Genomic DNA, 16,116 nt, shown 5'->3' on the forward strand with positions numbered 1-16,116 from the left:
TGATCGGCGTCATACTCCGGGTGGGAGGTGGCCCATGACCACGGACGCGCAGGTCCCACTGGAGCGCTCCATCGAGGCGACGGCCGAGTTCCTCGGTGTCGAGCCCGGCGAACTGGACTACATCACGCCTGACCTCTTGGCGGAGCCCACGGTCGAGTTGGACCCCGAGTCGGCGGAGGACTTGGCGGAGGACGATGAGGTCGCTGAGACGGAGATCGAGGCGCTGGTGACTCCGCCGAACCGGATCTCCTACCTGAGCCACTGGGCCTTCGAGGGGTTCACCGGAGACCGAACCCGCTGGAGCGCCTACGCGAACTGCCAGTACCACACCCGCTACCACCTCTGGGGCGACCAGATCAACCGGTACGTGGTCGACGGAAGCTGCCGCACGCCCATGGGGACTTACGTGCATCGGTACAAGGTCTGGTGGCACACCGCGTGACGGCGGGCTGACTGGCTCGTTATCCGTGCGGCATCGTCGCCGCACGGAACGGAGTCGTCATGGGGTCTCAGCTCGCGCGCGTCCTGGTCGCGGTGTTGGCCGCCGCGGTGGCCACGGTGGTGGCGGCGCCGGTTTCGCAGGCCGCGCCGACGGTCGTGAACGGCTGCGTCGCGGGCGTGCCTGATCCGGGGACGACCGTGCCGGTCCAGATTTGCTACACGATCTTCCGCCCCGAGAGCGCCTCCAGCGCGAACCGGGTGCCGGTGGTCTTCCACAGCCACGGGTGGGGCGGCAGCCGCGCCACCGCGCCCGAGGGCTTCGCCGACTTCCTGGGCGCCGGCTTCGGGGTGCTGAGCTTCGACCAGCGCGGATTCGGGGAGAGCGGGGGTGTCGCCCAACTGGAGAACCCGGACCTCGAGGGCCAGGACGTGCAGCGGCTCGTCGACGTGGTCGCCGGGCTCGACTGGGTCAAGACCCAGCGACCGGGCGACCCGGTGATCGGCGCCATCGGCGGCTCCTACGGCGGCGGCTACCAGTTCGTCGGCGCGTTCAGCGAACTCCGCGACCGCGGCGCCACCCGGTTCGACGCGCTCGCCCCCGAGATCACCTGGCATGACCTCGGTGAAAGCCTTGCGCCGCAAGGGGTTCCGCGAACCCTGTGGGCTCTGCTGCTCTACGCGGCAGGCACGCCGTCCGCCGCGAACCCGCAAGCGGCGACCGTGGGCCTCGTCGAAGCGGCGGCGACGGGCAACTGGCCGCCGAACCTGGCGGCGTTCATCGCGAAAAACGGTCCCGCCTGGCACGTCTCGCAGGGGCGCAAGCTGAACATCCCGGTCCTGTTCGGACAGGGCGAGACCGACAACCTGTTCCCCCTGGATCAAGGTTTGAAGAACTTCCAGCGGGCACTGACTCCCGGCGCCCGCGCACGTAGCATCCTGGTCGGCTACAACGGCGGGCACACGCTGCCCAGTGTGCTTCCCATGGGCGCGCCTGACGCCGCCGCGTTCCTGGCCGCGACGGCCGAAGGCGGTCTGCCCACCGACGACCCGTGCTCGAAGAAGCTGAACGACAGCGGCTTCCGGGCGTTGTCGCTGCGGTTCTTCCAAGAGGAACTGCAAGGCAAGTCGACCGGACTCGGCGGGCGCGGGCACTACCACCTGGCCACCCTGGGCGGCCGCTGCGTCACGCTGACCGACACCGCCGCCACCCAGTCCGTGCGGCTGGGCTCGGTCGTGAGCACGGTCGGCGTCGGGCTGCCGCTGCACTACCCGATCGCCTCGGGCCCGATCACCATCGCCGGGACACCGACGCTCGACGCGAAAGTCACCTCGCTCTCGCTCGACAGCAGGCTGATGCTCGCCCTGTCCGTCGGCACCTCGCCGCTGGACGCCCAGATCGTGCAGAACAACATGCTGCCGCTGCGTGAACCCGGCATCGTCCTGGGCAAGACGCGCACGGGTGTCGAGTTGCCGTCGGTCGCGGTGGATGTGCCCGCGGGCAAACACCTCTACCTGACCGTGTCGCCGCTCTCGGACATGTCCTTCGGGCATGGCAGCCGCCTGCCCGGGGCGATGGCGCTCAACGACGTGGTGGTCAACCTGCCCGTGCGGTGACCGGCCCGAAGTTCGGGAAATACGGCGGTGCGGGCGGTTTCGCGACCAGCGCCAGCGCCGCGACCTCGACGCCGATGCCGGTCAGGGCGAGGGTGAGCCCGGTCAGCGACATTTCGCCCTGGTACGGCGTCTTGATGGTGAACTGGCACCGCTGCGCCGCGGGCGTGGTCTCGGTGTCGACGACGCAGGTCGACTGGCCGACGTTGTTCTGCCAGCCCTGGGACTGATCCTCCGCGGTGACCAGCGCGATGATCGACAGCGCCACCCCGGCGGCGATCACCACCAGGCCCAGCACGATCAGGAACTTGCGCATGGACGGGTCGCTCGCCTTCGCTGAAGGGGGCGCTCTCCCGCGGCGTGCCTTGCCGACCCCCAGGCGGCAAGACACGGCGCGGGCAAGGTCACCCCGTGCCGCCTGGGCCGAGACGGTGCGCACTTCCCCTTGCAGCGCCGTCCCCGCCCATCTCCGGCAGGTCCCCTCGACCTGCCTGCGCGACGGTAAGCGGCGGCGGTGGCCATTTTGTTGCCACGCACAAGTGCGCCGGCGACCATGCCCGCGACGGCCTCGCGTCGCCGAGTTCGATCAGGAAGCCGACTTCTTCTGCTCAGTGGCCGGGCGCAAGCTGCGCACCAGCGCCGGCTGGGCGGCTTGGAGGGAGTTCTCGATGGTGAAACTGATCATGTCCGGGCGGTACCGGTCGTCGGAGTACTCGATCTCCTCGCCGCCGGACCCCCGCGCGAGACGGCGTTCGCGGAGCAGGGGAGCGCCCAGCGCGACGCCGAGCAGGTCACTGTCGGTCTCGTCGGCGGCGACCGCGTCGATCAGGTGGTGGGCGACGGTGATGTCGACGCCTCGGCCCGCCAGGTAGGCGTAGATCGAGCCGGAGTCGCAGTCGAAGTCGAACAGCAGCCGTCCGGCCGACTCGACGAACGTGGAGCGCTCGACCATGGTCGGCTTGTCGTCGATCAGGCGCAGCCGCACCAGTTGCACGACCGGTGTGCCTTCGTCGATGTGCAGCGGGTCGGCCACCTCGGCGGGGGCGGGGCGCAGCGCGACCTCAAGGGTTCGCTGGCCCGCTGAGCGGCCGAGGCCGTCGACCCACCGCGAGAACGACAGGAACGTGTCGAACGGCTGGCTCAGCGCCTGCCTGCGCACGACCGGCGGTTTGCCCCGGCCGCCGCCGATCAGTCCTTCGGCGCGCAGCGTCGCCAGCGCCTGGCGCACTGGTCCGCGCGAGGCGTCCCAGAGCGCGCAGAGCTGCGATTCCGATGGCACCTGGGCGCCGACAGCCAGCTCGCCGGTGGCGATCTGCCTGCGCACCTCGGCCGCGATCTGTTCGTGCAGCGGAGTCCCCATGACTTGACCATACAGGTCTTCGCGCGCGGGTCAAACCGGTGTCGGGAGATATTTCCGCTGGTCAAGCGCGTGCTAAACGGAAGATGAACAGCAAATGCGTATGCGTACTCGGGCATTGACACGGCGGCCGCACTCTTCCAAGGTCCTTGTCATGACAAGTGAGATCGGCCGGGCGGACCTTGTGGTCGTCGGCGCCGGGATCGTCGGCCTGGCGCACGCTTACGCGGCGCTGGAACGCGGTCTGTCGGTCGCCGTCGTCGAGCGTGACGACCGGGCGACCGGGGCGTCGGTGCGCAACTTCGGCCACGGCTGCGTCACCGCGCAGGACGGTCCGGCACTCGACTACGCCCTCGCCGCGCGGGCCTCGTGGCTGCGGCTGGCCAAGGACTCCGGCATGTGGGTGCGGGAGGCGGGCGCGGTCGTCGTCGCCCGTGACGACGACGAATACGCGGTCCTCGAAGAGTTCCACGCGATCCGCGACGACCAGGTCGTCCTCCTCGACGCCGCCGGGGTGCTCGCCCGGGTGCCGGTCGGCCCGGACGTGGTGGGCGGTGCGCTGCTGCCGCTGGACATCCGGGTGGACCCGCGCGAAGCGGTCCACGCCATCGCCGCTCGGCTGGCCGAGCGCGGGGTGACCTTCCACTGGGGCACCACCGTGCACGCGATCGAGCCGGGCGCTGTCGCAACCAGCAAGGGCACTGTCCGGGCGGACAAGATCGTGGTCGCGGTCGGCCACGATGTCGACCGGCACTTCCCCGGTCTCGCCGAGGAAGCCGCAGTCCGGCGGTGCTCGCTTCGGATGCTGCGGGTGGCCGACCCGCACGGCCGGGCGATCGATCCGGCGGTGCTCACCGCCCTCTCGATGCTGCGCTACGACGCCTTCGCCGCGTGCCCGACCCTGCCCGCGCTGCGCGACCGCCTGGGTGGGCAGCGGCCGGACCTGGTCGCGATGGGCATGAACCTGATGTTCACCCAAGCCCCCGACGGTGACCTGATCATCGGCGACACCCACCACTACGCCCGCACTCTCGACCCGTTCGACACCGAGGACCTCGACAACGCGGTCCTCGCCGAGACAGCCCACCTCCTTGGCGTGCCGCACCTGACCGTGCGGCAGCGGTGGCGCGGCGTCTACGCCTCCGCACCCGAGCCGTTCCTGATCGCCACCCCCGCCGAAGGGGTCCGAGTCGTCTCGGTCACCTCCGGCATCGGCATGACCACCGCCCTGGGCCTCGCCCCGGGCGTGCTCGACGACCTGCTCTGAACCCTGTTCCCCCGCAAGGAGTTTCGTGATGCGCGTACGTACTCGACTGACCGCCGCCGCGGCAGGCGCGTTGATGTGTCTGACTGTCGCCGCCTGTGGCTCGGCTGAGCCCGCCGGCGCGGGCGCCTGCCCCAACGGCAAGGTCCGATTCGGCGTGGAGCCCTATGAGGACCCGGCGAAGCTGACCCCGGCGTATGAGGTGTTGGCCAAGGCGTTGGAGAGCAAGCTCGGCTGCCCGGTGGAGCTCAAGGTCGTCGACGACTACTCCGCTGAGGTCCTCGCCATGCGCAACGGGCAGTTGGAGCTGGCCCAGTTCGGCCCGCTCGGCTATGTCTTCGCCAGCACCAAGGCCAACGCGCAGGCCGTGGCGTCGTTCGCCGACTCGACCGGGAAGCTGACGACCTACACCGGCGGCATCTGGGTCGCCGCGGACTCGCCGGTCAAGTCGATCAACGACCTCACCGGCAAGACACTCGCGTTGTCCAGCCCTGGCTCCACCTCCGGTGACGCGCTGCCGCGCTACGCGCTGAAGAAGGCGGGCATCGCCGACGACGCGGTGAAGATCGACTACGCCGGTGGTCACCCAGAAGCGTTGCTGGCACTGAAGAACGCCAAGGTCGACGCGGCCGAGATCAACAGTCAGCAGTTGGCCACCGCGACCGCCGCAGGCACCTTCGACAAGTCCAAGTTCCGTCAGATCTGGACCTCGGAGCCCATCCCGAACGACCCGATCACGATGCGCGGCGACCTCGACAAGGCCTTCCAGGACAAGGTCCGCGAGGCGCTGCTCGGACTGAGCCCCTCGGATGTAGCCAAGGTCAGCGCCTTCCTTGACGTCGACCCGCCGGGACCGCTTGTCGCGGTCACGAAGGAGACGTACCAGCCGCTGTTCGACCTCGCGAGTGCGCTGGGGCTGTCCGAAGATGACGTCTGAACCCAGGCTGGCGATCCGGGGGCTGCACAAGTCGTTCAACGGCAGGCCCGTGCTGTCCGGGGTCGACCTCGACGTGCGCGGCGGCGAGTTCGTCGCCGTGCTGGGGGCCAACGGTTCCGGCAAGTCCACCGCGCTGCGCTGCGTCGTGGGCCTGCAGACGCCCGACTCCGGCGAGATCCGCCTCGGCGGGCGGGACGTGATCGGCCTGACCGGCAAGGAGTTGGCCCAAAGCCGGGCGCAGGCGGCGATGGTGTTCCAGCAGATCCACTTGGTGCGCAGGCGAAGCGCGCTGGACAACGTGTGTTCGGGCGCGCTGGGCAGGCTCCCGGCGGCCCGGTCGCTCACCCCGGCGTTGTTCCCGCGGGAGCTGCGTGAGGAAGCCATGTCGTGCCTGGAGCGAGTCGGCCTGGCTGACCGGGCGGCGGAACCGGCGGGCAAGCTCTCGGGCGGCCAACAGCAACGGGTGGCCATCGCCCGCGCCTTGTGTCAGCGGGCGAACGTGGTGCTGGCCGACGAGCCGGTGTCGGCACTCGACCCGAGCGCGGCGGAGCAGGTCGTGGCGCTGCTCGCGGAGTTGGCGGGGGAGGGCCTGGCGGTGGCGACCGTGCTGCACCAGCCAGACCTCGCCCGCGCACACGCCGACCGGATTGTCGGACTGCTGAAGGGAACGGTCGTGCTGAACGCCCCACCCGACCACCTCAGTCAGTCCGAGATAGACGCCTTATATGAACCGGAAAGAGAACGACGATGAGTACCGCAACCGGTACGGGCGCAGTTACCAACGCAACGGACGCAACCACCGTAACCGGCCCAACTACCAACGCAACGGATGCAACAGAGCGGCCTGATTTGGTGGTTCGCCTTGATTCGGGGGAAATGGGGCTAAACTCGCGGTGCGGGTGGGGTTCCTTCGCCCCGCCTTTTGACCCGCACAGCCCCATTTCGAGGGGTCCCCGAATCAAGGCGAACCACCCAAACAGGCACCCAACAACCCTGACCGGGCCGACGCCAAGAAGCCGTCACACTTCACAGCGCCCGCCGAAGTCCCTGGGCCTACCCGTCAGCACGGGCGACCCAAACCCACTCGAACACCCCGAGATCGCCCCCACAGAGCGACACCACCAAACACGCACCGGCGCAATCGGAGCCACCGCAGCCCCCACCCTTCCCGGGGGGACTGCCCTTGGCCAGTCTATCGGGGGTGGGCGACAGGGACGGCCGCCGCGGGGTGGGCTGTGGACAACTTGTGTCGCCCACACAGGTGAAGTCGCATGAGCGTCAAGACCGCCCCACCACGACGCACCAGGCCCTCGATGCTCGTCGCGGCGATCGTGGTCGGTGTCGTCGCGGTGCATGTGCTTGCCTGGCGGGACACCGAGTTCTCGCCTGCCGCCCTCGTCCAGGGGTGGCGCGGGATGGCGGACTTTCTCAGTGAGGCCCTGCCGCCCGACTTCACCTGGGACAAGGTGCTGCGCCCCAGCATCGAGGCCGCGCTGGTCACCCTCTACATCGGACTGCTCGGCACCACCTTCTCCATCCCGTTCGCGCTTGTGCTGGCGTTCCTTGGTTCCCGGGCGACCACGTCCAACACGGCCATCTACCAGGCCGCCCGTTCCATCCTGTCGTTCCTGCGCTCGGTTCCCGACGTCGTGTTCGCCCTGATCTTCGTCACCGCCGTCGGTCTCGGCCCGTTCGCGGGGGTCCTCGCACTGGTGTTCCACAACACCGGGGTCATGGGCAAACTCTGGGCCGAGGCCATGGAGGAGACCGATCTCGGCCCCCGCGACGCGCTGCGCATCAACGGGGCGTCGGGGGTTCAGGTCGCCGCCAACGCGGTGTTGCCCACCGTGTTGCCCCAGTTCGTCGGGCTGCTGCTCTACCGGTTCGACGTGAACGTCCGGTCCTCGCTCGTCCTCGGCCTGGTCGGCGCGGGAGGGATCGGATTCCTGATCAACCAGTCCATCAAGTTGTTCAGGTTCGACCAGATGGTCACGCACATCCTCGTGGTGCTTGTCCTCGTGGTCGCAGTGGATCAGTTATCCGCCGTCATCCGGCGCCGCATCGGCGCCTAAGTTCGGAAGGGCTAACTCATGAGTCGTGTCCCCACCCTGTTAGGCGCCGTCGCGCTCGCCGCGACGTTCGCCATCGTCGTGCCCACCGCGGATTCCGCGGCGGCATTGCGCCCCAAGAAGGTCGTCGTGTTCGGCATCGACGGCCTGCTGTTCGACAAGATCGCCCCCGTCAACGCCCCCACCCTCGACTCCCTGATCGCCTCCGGCCGCTCGAGCAAGACCTCGCTGTACGCCAACCCGATGGCGCCGACCCTGTCCGGCCCCGGCTGGGCCACCCTCGCCACCGGCGTCTGGCCCGACAAGCACAAGGTGACCAGCAACAACTGGGGCACCTCGACGAACCTCGCGCAGTACCCCGACTTCCTGACCAGGCTGGAGAGCGCCAACAGCGCGCTGTCCACCTACGCCATCGCCGACTGGTCCCCGCTGACGAGCGACAGCGTGGGCAAGGCGATCTTCACCAGCGCCATCGACAAGCGTGAGACCGTCAGCGACGCGCCGGGCTACGCCGCGGCCGACGCGACGATCGCGACCAAGGCCGCGACGCACCTGCGCGACACCGGCCCGGACGCGTCCTTCGTGTACTTCGGCGAGGTGGACATCGCCGGTCACAGCTGCGGCGCCACCGGCTCCTGCTACACCAAGGCGATCGAGAACACCGACAAGCACATGGGCACGGTCATCAACGCGATCAAGGCCCGCCCGACCTACGCCGACGAGGACTGGACGTTCCTCGTCTCCACCGACCACGGCCACACCAACTCCGGCGGCCACGGCGGCAGCAGCGTCGCCGAGCGGTCGTCGTTCATCATCCAGACCGGACCGGGCGTTCCCGCCGGAACTTTCGCGGTGAAGCCGAAGAACGTCGACGTCGCCACCACCGTCCTCGGCATCCACGGCGTCACCGCCGCACTCGACGGACAGGTCCTCGGCACCCCGTCGACCGACCCGTTCGAGGGCGTCACCCTGAAGCCGAGGGTCGACGAGACCGGCATCCCAACCGACGTGCTGGGCTGGACGAAAACCGTTCCCAGCGGCTGGGGCATCGACAACACCGGGATGGGCACCGGCGGCATGGCCGAGTGGCGCGGCTGGTCGCTGACCAACGACGACTTCTGGACCAGGACCCAGGCCGACCAGCAGCGCGAGTCCAACGTCCGGGCCCGAGGCGTGTTCGCCGTCGCCGACTCCGACGAGTGGGCCGACAAGACCACCAGCGGTACGTTCAACTCCACCCTGGTCTCCGCGCCCTACGCGGTGACCGCGGGTCGGACCGCGACCATCGGCTTCGGTTCGCACTACCTCAAGGAAGGGGCGGAGACGGCCACCGTCTCGGTCTCCTTCAATGGCGGCGCCGAAACCCAGCTCCTTAAGTACACGGCCGACGCCGTGGCCAAGCTGGAGAGGCTCACCGTGCCGGTCCCGTCCGGCGCGACCTCCATGGTCGTCAAGTGGCGCCTCACGAACGGGGCGAACAACTGGTACTGGGCGGTCGACAACCCGTCCGTGTCAGTCAGCTGACCTGAGACACCTCTGTGCCCCGCGGTCACGGCCGCGGGGCACAGGCTATTCGGGCGGCGTCGTCAACAGCTTCGCCAGCGTCGTGGTGAACCGCTCCGGATCCACGCCGCCGGGGGTCGACCCGAAGTACTCCACGGACAGGAAATACCCGATCATCGCCGACATCATCACGATCGCCCCCGCCGCCGGGTCCTCGGTGACCGGGGCGGCCGGAGTCTGCAGGAACAGATCGGCGATGCCCAGTTCCACGCCGCGGTCGACCATCAGCTGCTGAACCCGCGCGGCCATGTCCGGCGCCCGGTCGCGCTCCCAGATCAAGATCGCGATCAGCGGCTTGAGCTCGCGCAGGAAGTCGAGGTCCGCGTAGAGCTGGCGGGCCAGCGTCTCGCTGATCGGACCGTCCACCTGCGACACCTGCACGGCGGGATTCTTCTGCACCCGCGCGATTTCACGCTCGACGACAGCGAGCAGGAGCTCGTTCTTGTCCTTGAAGTGCCGGTAGAAACTGCCGCTTCCCGCGGACAGGCCCGCGCCTGCCTCGATCGCGGTGATCGCCGTCCCCACGGTGCCGTTCTGTTCGAACAGCTTCAAGGCGACGTCCATGATCCGATCCCGGGTTCCGGTGGCCATGTCGGTAAGAGTACTCTTGCGTAAAGTAAGAGAGCTCTTGCATACTCGGCGCCAGTTCCGAACACCTCTGAGCAGCCGATGTCAGGAGCGCACCATGGGGAGACTCGCCGTCCGTCTCGGTTCGGCCGTCTCCGCGGTGGTGTGCGCCGTGGCGGGCGTGGCCGCTGTCGCGCAGGGGGCGACGGCGGCCACGGCCGCACCGGTGACCATCCCGGCGCTGCAGCGGTGGACACCCGGGATCGGCTCTTACACCTTCGGCATGGACACCAGGATCGTCGCCCGCACGGGGGAGTTGCGGCAGGCCGCGGCCGTGTTCGCCGCCGATCTCCGCGCGCTCACCGGCGTCCCGGTCTCGTACGTTGTGGGCGCCCAGACCCGGCCCGGTGACATCGAGCTGCGGACCGGCCCGGCGGAAGGCGGTCCCGAGGGGTACCGCGTTCTGGTCGGCGCCTCCCTCGCGGTGCAGGGCGCCGGCCGGGCTGGGGTGTTCAACGGGACCAGGACGGTCCTGCAGTGGCTGCGCCAGGGGTGGACCGTCCCGGCGGGCACCGCGGCCGACTGGCCCGCCTACCCCGAGCGCGGCCTGCTCGTCGACGTCGGCCGCCAGTTCTTCTCCGTCGAGTGGCTGCGCGCCCGGGTCCGCGAGCTGAGCTACCTCAAGCTCAACCTGCTGCACCTGCACCTGTCGGACCGCTTCGGCTTCCGGCTGGCCAGCGAGACCCACCCGGAGATCGTCTCGCCCCAGCACTACACCAAGCGGGAGATCGCCGACCTGGTCGCCTACGCCGCGAGCTACAACGTGCGGATCATGCCGGAGATCGACTTCCCGGGCCACGCCGACGCGATCCTGGCCAGTCACCCGGAGCTGAAACTGGTCAGCCGCACCGGGGTGGTCGACCACGGCGCGATCGACCTGTCCAAGCCCGCGGCCTACGACCTCATCGAAGACGTGATGGGGGAGTTCCTGCCGCTGTTCCCGGACCCGCAGTGGCATGTCGGCGCCGACGAGTACGTCACGAACTACGACGACTACCCGCAACTCGCCGAGTACGCCAAGGTCCACTATGGACCGAACGCGACCGGCAAGGACACCTACTACGGATTCATCAACTGGGCCAACGGAATCGTCCGCGCGGCGGGCAAGACCGCCCGGATCGCCAACGACGGACTCAAACCGGGTGGCGCGACGATCACCGTGGACTCGGACATCATCGTGGATCACTGGTCGCAGAACGGGTTCGCGGGCTTCCCGTGGTCCGGTGACGCCTACACCGGCAAGCAGCTGATCGCGGCGGGACACCGGGTGATGAACGCGTCGTTCACCCCGACCTACTACACCACCGGCGGACCGGCCGCGGTGTTCAACGCGCCCCCGTCGGCCATGTACGACCTGTGGCACCCCGACGTCTTCGTCGACGGCTCCCGGCTCAGTTCAGCCGAACGCGCCGCGAACCTCGGGTCCAAGGTCAGCCTGTGGTGTGACGACCCGAACGCGGCGACCGAGGCCGAACTCGCGACCGTGTTGCATCCCCGACTCCGGGTGCTCGCCCAACTCACCTGGGGTTCCCCGAAACCCTTGCTGTACCTGACTTTTCTGCCTGTGATGCACACGGTCGGCGCCGCCCCGGCCTGACCGTCCGGAAGTCCGTTGTGAGGAGTCCGATGCGTAGCCGACACCCGATCCGCCGCTCCGTGATCGCCGCGACCGTCCTGATGCTCACCGCGGGCGTCGCGAGCGCGGAAGCGACACCGACTTACCGCGAGTACGTCGCCCTCGGCGATTCGTTCGCCGCCATCGCCTCGGTGTTCACCGTGCAGGGAACCCCGGGCTGTTTCCGGTCGACTGACAACTACGCGGGCAACGTCGCCAAGGCGTTAGGCGCCCGGTTGGACGACCGCAGCTGCAGCTCCGCCACGACCGCGCACATGACCACACCGCAGTCGACGCAGCTGTTCGGCACCAACCCGCCCCAGTTCGACGGCCTCACCACGACCACCGACCTGGTCACCGTGACGATCGGCGGCAACGACTTCGGGTTCGAGAGCTCGATCGGCACCTGCGGGGTGCTGGCGGTGACCGACCCGTTCGGCAATCCGTGTGAGCGCCACAACAACTCGACCGGCACGGACAAGCTGGTGGCCAAGGTCGACGAGATCGCGCCGAAGATCGCGGCGGTGCTCGACGGCATCCACGCGCGAGCCCCTCGGGCCAAGATCGTGGTGGTCGGCTACCTGCCACTGCTGCCACCCACGACCGGGTGCTTCCCGCTGACCCCGATGGCAGTCGGTGATGTCGCGTACCTGCACGGGATCCAGCTCAAGCTCAACGCCATGCTGGCGGGTCAGGCCGCGAGGCACCACGCCACGGCCGTCGATCTGACCGGCGTCCGGGGCCACGATGTGTGTCAGCTGCCGTGGAACCGGTGGGTGGAGCCGGTGCTGCCCGCGGCGCCCACCACGCCGTTTCACCCGAACTCGGCGGGCCAGCGCGGTGCCGCGGATTTGATCTTGGCCACCCTAGGGCACTAGGGAGGACATGACTAAGCGGTTCCCGGTGGTCGGGGGGCGTGCCACCGGGAACCGCTCGCTAGCCCTATCGGAGTAGGAGGGTGTGGCGTTAGCAGTAACCGGAAATTAATTTCTCGGCGCCGTCCACCCGCTGTCCAACCGCTGGTCAGGCATCGTGGACGGCTTCGTCCACGGTGCCGTGGAGATCGAGTTCGGTGTTCAGCCCGGTCAGCTCCAGCGGCCGCAGAACGGCCGTCGCCGAGGCCACGATGGGCAGCCGGACCCCGCGCGCGGCGGCGTTGGCGGTGTGCTGCACGAGGATGGTGATGCCCGCGGAGGACAGGAACGTCACCCCTGACAGGTCGACGACGACCCGGCGGTGCCCACCATCGGCGGTCTCGGCGAGACTGCGGTCCAGCGAGGGCGCGGTCAGCATGTCGATTTCGCCGGTCACCAGCAGGATCACGGTGTCGACCGATGCCTGCCGGGCGGTCACCTCAAGGCCGGGCACGACCATGGCCGGTTCGGTCACGGCGGTGGTGGGCTCGTCGGGCTCGGTCATCGTGGTACTCCCTCGGGTCGCAGCGCCAACAGTACCGTCGGGAGGCCGATCGACCCACCCGGCGGACCGTCCCCTCAGGAGTCGGTGATCCCGGCGCGAAGCCCTTTCAGGGTTTTCGCGAGAAGCCGGGACACGTGCATCTGCGAGAGGCCCACGCGGTGGGCGATCTCGGTCTGGGTCATGTTGCCGTAGAACCGAAGGATCAGGATTCGGCGTTCCCGGGCAGGCAGCCGGTCGAGCAGCGGCCGCAGGGTCTCGTGGTACTCGACCCCGTCGAGGGCCTCGTCGTCGACACCGAGCCGGTCGGCCATGGCGGTGTTGTCCTCGCCGGGGCTGAGGATCTCGTCGAGGGACTGCGACCGGTAGACGTTCCCGGCCTCGATTCCCTCGTAGACCTCCTCTTTGGACAGACCGAGGTGCGCGGCGATCTCGCTGGGCGTCGCCGCCCGGCCCAGTCGCTGCGCCAGCTCCGAACTCGCCGTGCTGACCGCGAGATGGCGTTCCTGCAGGCGCCTGGGCACCCGGACCGACCAGCCGGTGTCGCGGAAGTGCCGCCGGACCTCGCCCATGATCGTCGGGATGGCGAAGGACAGGAACTCCGTGCCCCGGTCGGGGTCGAAGCGGTCGACCGCGTTGATCAGGCCCACGGTGGCGACTTGGAGGAGATCGTCGTGCGATTCGCCGCGGTGGCTGAACCGCTGCGCGATGTGCTCGGCGACGGGCAGGTGCCCGGTGACGAGTTCGTCACGCAGCGCGGCCCGCTCGGGCCCGGGCTCCAGGTGTGCCAGCTTCTCGAACAGCGGCCGCAGGTGCGCGTATCCCCCGGAGGAGTCCCGCCACGCGGCGTTGACCAGGTGTGGCTGGGTCATGGCCTGCTCCCGCCCTTGCGCACGCGCACGTCGATGCGCAGCACCGGAAGCGGGCGGGAGGTGTCGACGCCGTGGGTGATGTCGTCCACCAGGGAGACCAGCAGCGCCCAGCCCAGGGTCGTGTCGTCGATCGGCCGCGCGTCGAAGCCCTCGACCGCGGCGGCGAACCGGATGGTGCCCGGCTCGATCTCGAACCGGCAGACCAGCGGGGTGCCCGCCACCGCCCGGTCCACCAGCAGGGAACAGGCCTCGTCGACGATCAGCTTCACATCGGCGATCGCCTCGATGTCGTAGTCCTCGCGCATCGCGATCGCGGCGGCCACCGTGCGCACCAGCGGCATCTCGGCCATGCCGACGGTGAGCTCCACCAACCGCGACGTCGCCGTCGCGGGGTGTTCGCCGGTGGGCCCGAGCAGGGCACGGCCAAGGTGGTCGGTCACATAGGGGGACTACCCACGTTCGGGTAATGCCAACCGGTCACGCGTCCGCCGAGGTGAATCGGTCGAGGTGTCGAAAACCGGGGAACGGGTAGTCATCCCGTAAGCGATCAACGACAGTTGGCCGAAGGGGCATCATGGACAGCTTCGCCTTGTTCCTCGTACTCGGTATCGTTCTGGTGGCCGTGGACGGGCAGATCATCTACCGCGCCGGATCGAGATACCTCGAAAACTCTTACACAGACGACAGTTCCGCGGGTTCTATGGCCCGCCTGGTGTCGGTTCTGTTCCACTTGGCGGTGCTCGGTGTGCTGGCGCTGCTCTCGACCATCGACTTCTCCGCGGACAGCCCGACCGAGTCCGTCGTCATCCGCCTGGGCGTGTTGCTGCTGGTTCTCGCGATCGGCCACGCGATCGCCATCAAGGTCCTGACCCGGATGCGCGACCGGCTCGACGCCGAGGGGATGTCGGCGCGACGGTTCGAGCACACCGATCCCGCCGAGCCCACCGACCAGGTCGCGTCCTCCGAGGCCGAGATCATGGTCCCCCCGCACGACGACCGGACCGCGCCCACCGTTCGCGGGCCGCGCCGGGTCGACCCGAGTCCGCCCCGCTGACGCTCCACGTTCGGAGCCATCGGGGCCGTCCGACAGGAGTCCGCCATGAGAATCGCGATGGTGTCGGAGTGCGCGGACCCTCCCGCGGCACCACGTGGGCCGGAGCCAGGCGGGCACAACGCGCGGGTCTCCGACCTGGCGGCGGCGCTCGTGCGCCACGGCCACCACGTGACGGTCTACACCCGGCGGGCCGACCCGGACCAGCAGGAGACCGTCCGGGTCGACGACGGCTACGACGTGGTGCATGTCCCCGCGGGCCCACAGCGGCCGATCGCCCGCGACGACCTGCTGCCCACGATGGGCGAGTTCACCCGGTTCCTCCTCGCGCGCTGGCGCGAGGACCCGCCGGACGTGGCGCACGCGCACTTCTGGGTGTGCGGGCTCGCCACGGTGCTGGCGGGCCGCAGGCTGGGCATCCCCACCGTGCAGACCTTCTCGTCGCTTGGCTCGACGGGCCAGCGGCGCGGAAAGGACACCGGCGCGGCTGACCGGATCGAGACCGAGCGGCTGATCGCCCGGCGGGCCGACCGGATCGTGGCGGGCTGTTCCGACGAGATCTTCGAGCTGATCCGGATGGGGGTGCCCCGCTCGAAGATCTCGATGATCCCCGCCGGTGTCGACGTCCACCGGTTCGGCCCGGCGGGACCGACCGCGCCGCGCGAACTCGGCCATCGTCTGGTGACGGTAGGGAAGTTGTTGCCCCGCAACGGCTTTCAGTCCCTCGTGCAGGCCATGCCGATGCTGCCCGACACCGAACTGGTCATCGCGGGCGGCCCGACCGGGGCGGCGTTGGCCGCGCACCCGTACGCCGCGGCGCTGCTCGACGAGGCGGCGCTGCTCGGGGTCGGGGACCGGGTCTGGCTGGCGGGACACGTGAGCGCGGCGGACATGCCCACCCTGCTGCGCTCGGCCGATGTGGCCGCCTGCGTGCCCTGGTACGAGGCCTCCGGTGTCGCGCCGCTGGAGGCCATGGCGTGCGGTCTGCCGGTCGTGGCCACCGCGGTCGGAGCGCTCACCGACACCGTGGTCGACGGTGTGACCGGCCTGCACGTGCCGCCGCGCGACCCGGGGGCCCTCGCCTCGGCCGTGCTCGCCCTGCACGCCGACGACGCGGGCCGGGCCGCCCTGGGCTTGGCGGGCCGTGACCGGGCGCGGGCGCGGTACAAGTGGGACCGGGTCGCGCTCGACGCGGTCCGCGTGTACGCCCGCGCGCGTTCGGTCACCGGTCACTCGACCGGGGGAAATGCGCTGCTCGTCGACGCATGACCGGGCAGCGGTGGGGTACCACGG

General features: G+C 69.5%; 17 protein-coding genes. 11 read left to right on the plus strand and 6 right to left on the minus strand.

Annotated features, from left to right (window positions below; translation table 11 throughout):
* Positions 1-34 precede the first annotated feature (34 nt).
* Together C8E96_RS23440 and C8E96_RS23445 are read left to right on the plus strand one after the other, a co-directional pair.
* Positions 35-442, plus strand: a complete 408-nt coding sequence (locus C8E96_RS23440; protein ID WP_091368034.1) for a hypothetical protein — start codon at positions 35-37, stop codon at positions 440-442.
* Between the two features lie 59 nt (positions 443-501).
* Positions 502-2,055 (plus strand): alpha/beta hydrolase family protein, encoded by a 1,554-nt coding sequence (locus C8E96_RS23445; protein ID WP_091368039.1) that lies wholly within the window; start codon positions 502-504, stop codon positions 2,053-2,055.
* Here C8E96_RS23445 and C8E96_RS23450 read toward each other — a convergent pair.
* Positions 2,036-2,368, minus strand: coding sequence for a hypothetical protein (locus C8E96_RS23450; RefSeq protein ID WP_091368044.1), 333 nt, complete (start codon positions 2,366-2,368; stop codon positions 2,036-2,038). The two genes, C8E96_RS23445 and C8E96_RS23450, sit on opposite strands and share 20 nt — an antisense overlap.
* Before the next feature lie 270 nt (positions 2,369-2,638).
* Entirely contained in the window at positions 2,639-3,412 is a 774-nt protein-coding gene (locus C8E96_RS23455) for a GntR family transcriptional regulator (protein ID WP_091368049.1), read from the minus strand.
* A 151-nt stretch (positions 3,413-3,563) separates the two neighbouring features.
* Here C8E96_RS23455 and C8E96_RS23460 point away from each other — a divergent pair, with 151 nt between their 5' ends.
* The 5 genes from C8E96_RS23460 to C8E96_RS23480 all read left to right on the plus strand — a co-directional run bounded on the left by C8E96_RS23460 (position 3,564) and on the right by C8E96_RS23480 (position 9,203).
* Positions 3,564-4,676: a TIGR03364 family FAD-dependent oxidoreductase gene (locus C8E96_RS23460; RefSeq protein WP_176926697.1), complete on the plus strand. Its 1,113-nt coding sequence runs from the start codon at positions 3,564-3,566 to the stop codon at positions 4,674-4,676.
* 28 nt (positions 4,677-4,704) lie between these two features.
* Positions 4,705-5,610, plus strand: a complete 906-nt coding sequence (locus C8E96_RS23465; RefSeq protein WP_091368053.1) for a phosphate/phosphite/phosphonate ABC transporter substrate-binding protein — start codon at positions 4,705-4,707, stop codon at positions 5,608-5,610.
* Complete coding sequence (locus C8E96_RS23470) at positions 5,600-6,361, plus strand: phosphonate ABC transporter ATP-binding protein (protein ID WP_091368058.1); 762 nt, start codon at positions 5,600-5,602, stop codon at positions 6,359-6,361. Before C8E96_RS23465 ends, C8E96_RS23470 begins: the two co-directional genes overlap by 11 nt.
* A gap of 520 nt (positions 6,362-6,881) precedes the next feature.
* Entirely contained in the window at positions 6,882-7,682 is an 801-nt protein-coding gene (gene phnE, locus C8E96_RS23475; protein ID WP_091368062.1) for a phosphonate ABC transporter, permease protein PhnE, read from the plus strand.
* Between the two features lie 18 nt (positions 7,683-7,700).
* Complete coding sequence (locus C8E96_RS23480) at positions 7,701-9,203, plus strand: alkaline phosphatase family protein (RefSeq protein WP_091368067.1); 1,503 nt, start codon at positions 7,701-7,703, stop codon at positions 9,201-9,203.
* A gap of 45 nt (positions 9,204-9,248) precedes the next feature.
* Here C8E96_RS23480 and C8E96_RS23485 read toward each other — a convergent pair whose 3' ends face one another.
* Positions 9,249-9,833 carry a TetR/AcrR family transcriptional regulator gene (locus tag C8E96_RS23485; protein WP_091368070.1) on the minus strand — a complete coding sequence of 195 codons (585 nt, stop codon included), beginning with the start codon at positions 9,831-9,833 and terminating at the stop codon, positions 9,249-9,251.
* A gap of 94 nt (positions 9,834-9,927) precedes the next feature.
* Between C8E96_RS23485 and C8E96_RS23490 the strand changes: the two genes are divergently transcribed.
* Together C8E96_RS23490 and C8E96_RS23495 are read left to right on the plus strand one after the other, a co-directional pair.
* A complete protein-coding gene (locus C8E96_RS23490; RefSeq protein WP_133794701.1) occupies positions 9,928-11,466 on the plus strand; it encodes a beta-N-acetylhexosaminidase in 1,539 nt (512 codons plus the stop codon).
* A gap of 29 nt (positions 11,467-11,495) precedes the next feature.
* Positions 11,496-12,362 (plus strand): SGNH/GDSL hydrolase family protein, encoded by an 867-nt coding sequence (locus C8E96_RS23495; protein WP_091368077.1) that lies wholly within the window; start codon positions 11,496-11,498, stop codon positions 12,360-12,362.
* Between the two features lie 145 nt (positions 12,363-12,507).
* Here the strand turns inward: C8E96_RS23495 and C8E96_RS23500 are convergent, their stop codons facing one another.
* The 3 genes from C8E96_RS23500 to C8E96_RS23510 all read right to left on the minus strand — a co-directional run bounded on the left by C8E96_RS23500 (position 12,508) and on the right by C8E96_RS23510 (position 14,212).
* Positions 12,508-12,903, minus strand: a complete 396-nt coding sequence (locus tag C8E96_RS23500) for an STAS domain-containing protein (protein ID WP_091368081.1) — start codon at positions 12,901-12,903, stop codon at positions 12,508-12,510.
* Positions 12,904-12,977: 74 nt separating this feature from the next.
* Complete coding sequence (locus tag C8E96_RS23505) at positions 12,978-13,772, minus strand: RNA polymerase sigma factor SigF (protein WP_091368084.1); 795 nt, start codon at positions 13,770-13,772, stop codon at positions 12,978-12,980.
* Positions 13,769-14,212 carry an ATP-binding protein gene (locus tag C8E96_RS23510; RefSeq protein WP_091368087.1) on the minus strand — a complete coding sequence of 148 codons (444 nt, stop codon included), beginning with the start codon at positions 14,210-14,212 and terminating at the stop codon, positions 13,769-13,771. The genes C8E96_RS23505 and C8E96_RS23510 overlap by 4 nt, the downstream gene beginning before the upstream one ends.
* A 134-nt stretch (positions 14,213-14,346) precedes the next feature.
* On the opposite strand from C8E96_RS23510, the gene C8E96_RS23515 reads away from it, so the two are divergent.
* Positions 14,347-14,826 carry a hypothetical protein gene (locus tag C8E96_RS23515; RefSeq protein WP_091368090.1) on the plus strand — a complete coding sequence of 160 codons (480 nt, stop codon included), beginning with the start codon at positions 14,347-14,349 and terminating at the stop codon, positions 14,824-14,826.
* 45 nt (positions 14,827-14,871) lie between these two features.
* Entirely contained in the window at positions 14,872-16,092 is a 1,221-nt protein-coding gene (locus C8E96_RS23520; protein ID WP_091368093.1) for a glycosyltransferase, read from the plus strand.
* The last annotated feature ends 24 nt before the right edge of the window (positions 16,093-16,116 follow it).

Source organism: Actinokineospora alba (assembly GCF_004362515.1).
Taxonomy (GTDB): Bacteria; Actinomycetota; Actinomycetes; order Mycobacteriales; family Pseudonocardiaceae; genus Actinokineospora; species Actinokineospora alba.

Coding starts and splice junctions, on each gene's coding strand:
- C8E96_RS23440 (WP_091368034.1), top strand. CDS start 35: ATGACCACGGACGCGCAGGTCCCACTGGAGCGCTCCATCGAGGCGACG.
- C8E96_RS23445 (WP_091368039.1), top strand. CDS start 502: ATGGGGTCTCAGCTCGCGCGCGTCCTGGTCGCGGTGTTGGCCGCCGCG.
- C8E96_RS23450 (WP_091368044.1), bottom strand. CDS start 2,368: ATGCGCAAGTTCCTGATCGTGCTGGGCCTGGTGGTGATCGCCGCCGGG.
- C8E96_RS23455 (WP_091368049.1), bottom strand. CDS start 3,412: ATGGGGACTCCGCTGCACGAACAGATCGCGGCCGAGGTGCGCAGGCAG.
- C8E96_RS23460 (WP_176926697.1), top strand. CDS start 3,564: ATGACAAGTGAGATCGGCCGGGCGGACCTTGTGGTCGTCGGCGCCGGG.
- C8E96_RS23465 (WP_091368053.1), top strand. CDS start 4,705: ATGCGCGTACGTACTCGACTGACCGCCGCCGCGGCAGGCGCGTTGATG.
- C8E96_RS23470 (WP_091368058.1), top strand. CDS start 5,600: ATGACGTCTGAACCCAGGCTGGCGATCCGGGGGCTGCACAAGTCGTTC.
- phnE (WP_091368062.1), top strand. CDS start 6,882: ATGAGCGTCAAGACCGCCCCACCACGACGCACCAGGCCCTCGATGCTC.
- C8E96_RS23480 (WP_091368067.1), top strand. CDS start 7,701: ATGAGTCGTGTCCCCACCCTGTTAGGCGCCGTCGCGCTCGCCGCGACG.
- C8E96_RS23485 (WP_091368070.1), bottom strand. CDS start 9,833: ATGGCCACCGGAACCCGGGATCGGATCATGGACGTCGCCTTGAAGCTG.
- C8E96_RS23490 (WP_133794701.1), top strand. CDS start 9,928: ATGGGGAGACTCGCCGTCCGTCTCGGTTCGGCCGTCTCCGCGGTGGTG.
- C8E96_RS23495 (WP_091368077.1), top strand. CDS start 11,496: ATGCGTAGCCGACACCCGATCCGCCGCTCCGTGATCGCCGCGACCGTC.
- C8E96_RS23500 (WP_091368081.1), bottom strand. CDS start 12,903: ATGACCGAGCCCGACGAGCCCACCACCGCCGTGACCGAACCGGCCATG.
- C8E96_RS23505 (WP_091368084.1), bottom strand. CDS start 13,772: ATGACCCAGCCACACCTGGTCAACGCCGCGTGGCGGGACTCCTCCGGG.
- C8E96_RS23515 (WP_091368090.1), top strand. CDS start 14,347: ATGGACAGCTTCGCCTTGTTCCTCGTACTCGGTATCGTTCTGGTGGCC.
- C8E96_RS23520 (WP_091368093.1), top strand. CDS start 14,872: ATGAGAATCGCGATGGTGTCGGAGTGCGCGGACCCTCCCGCGGCACCA.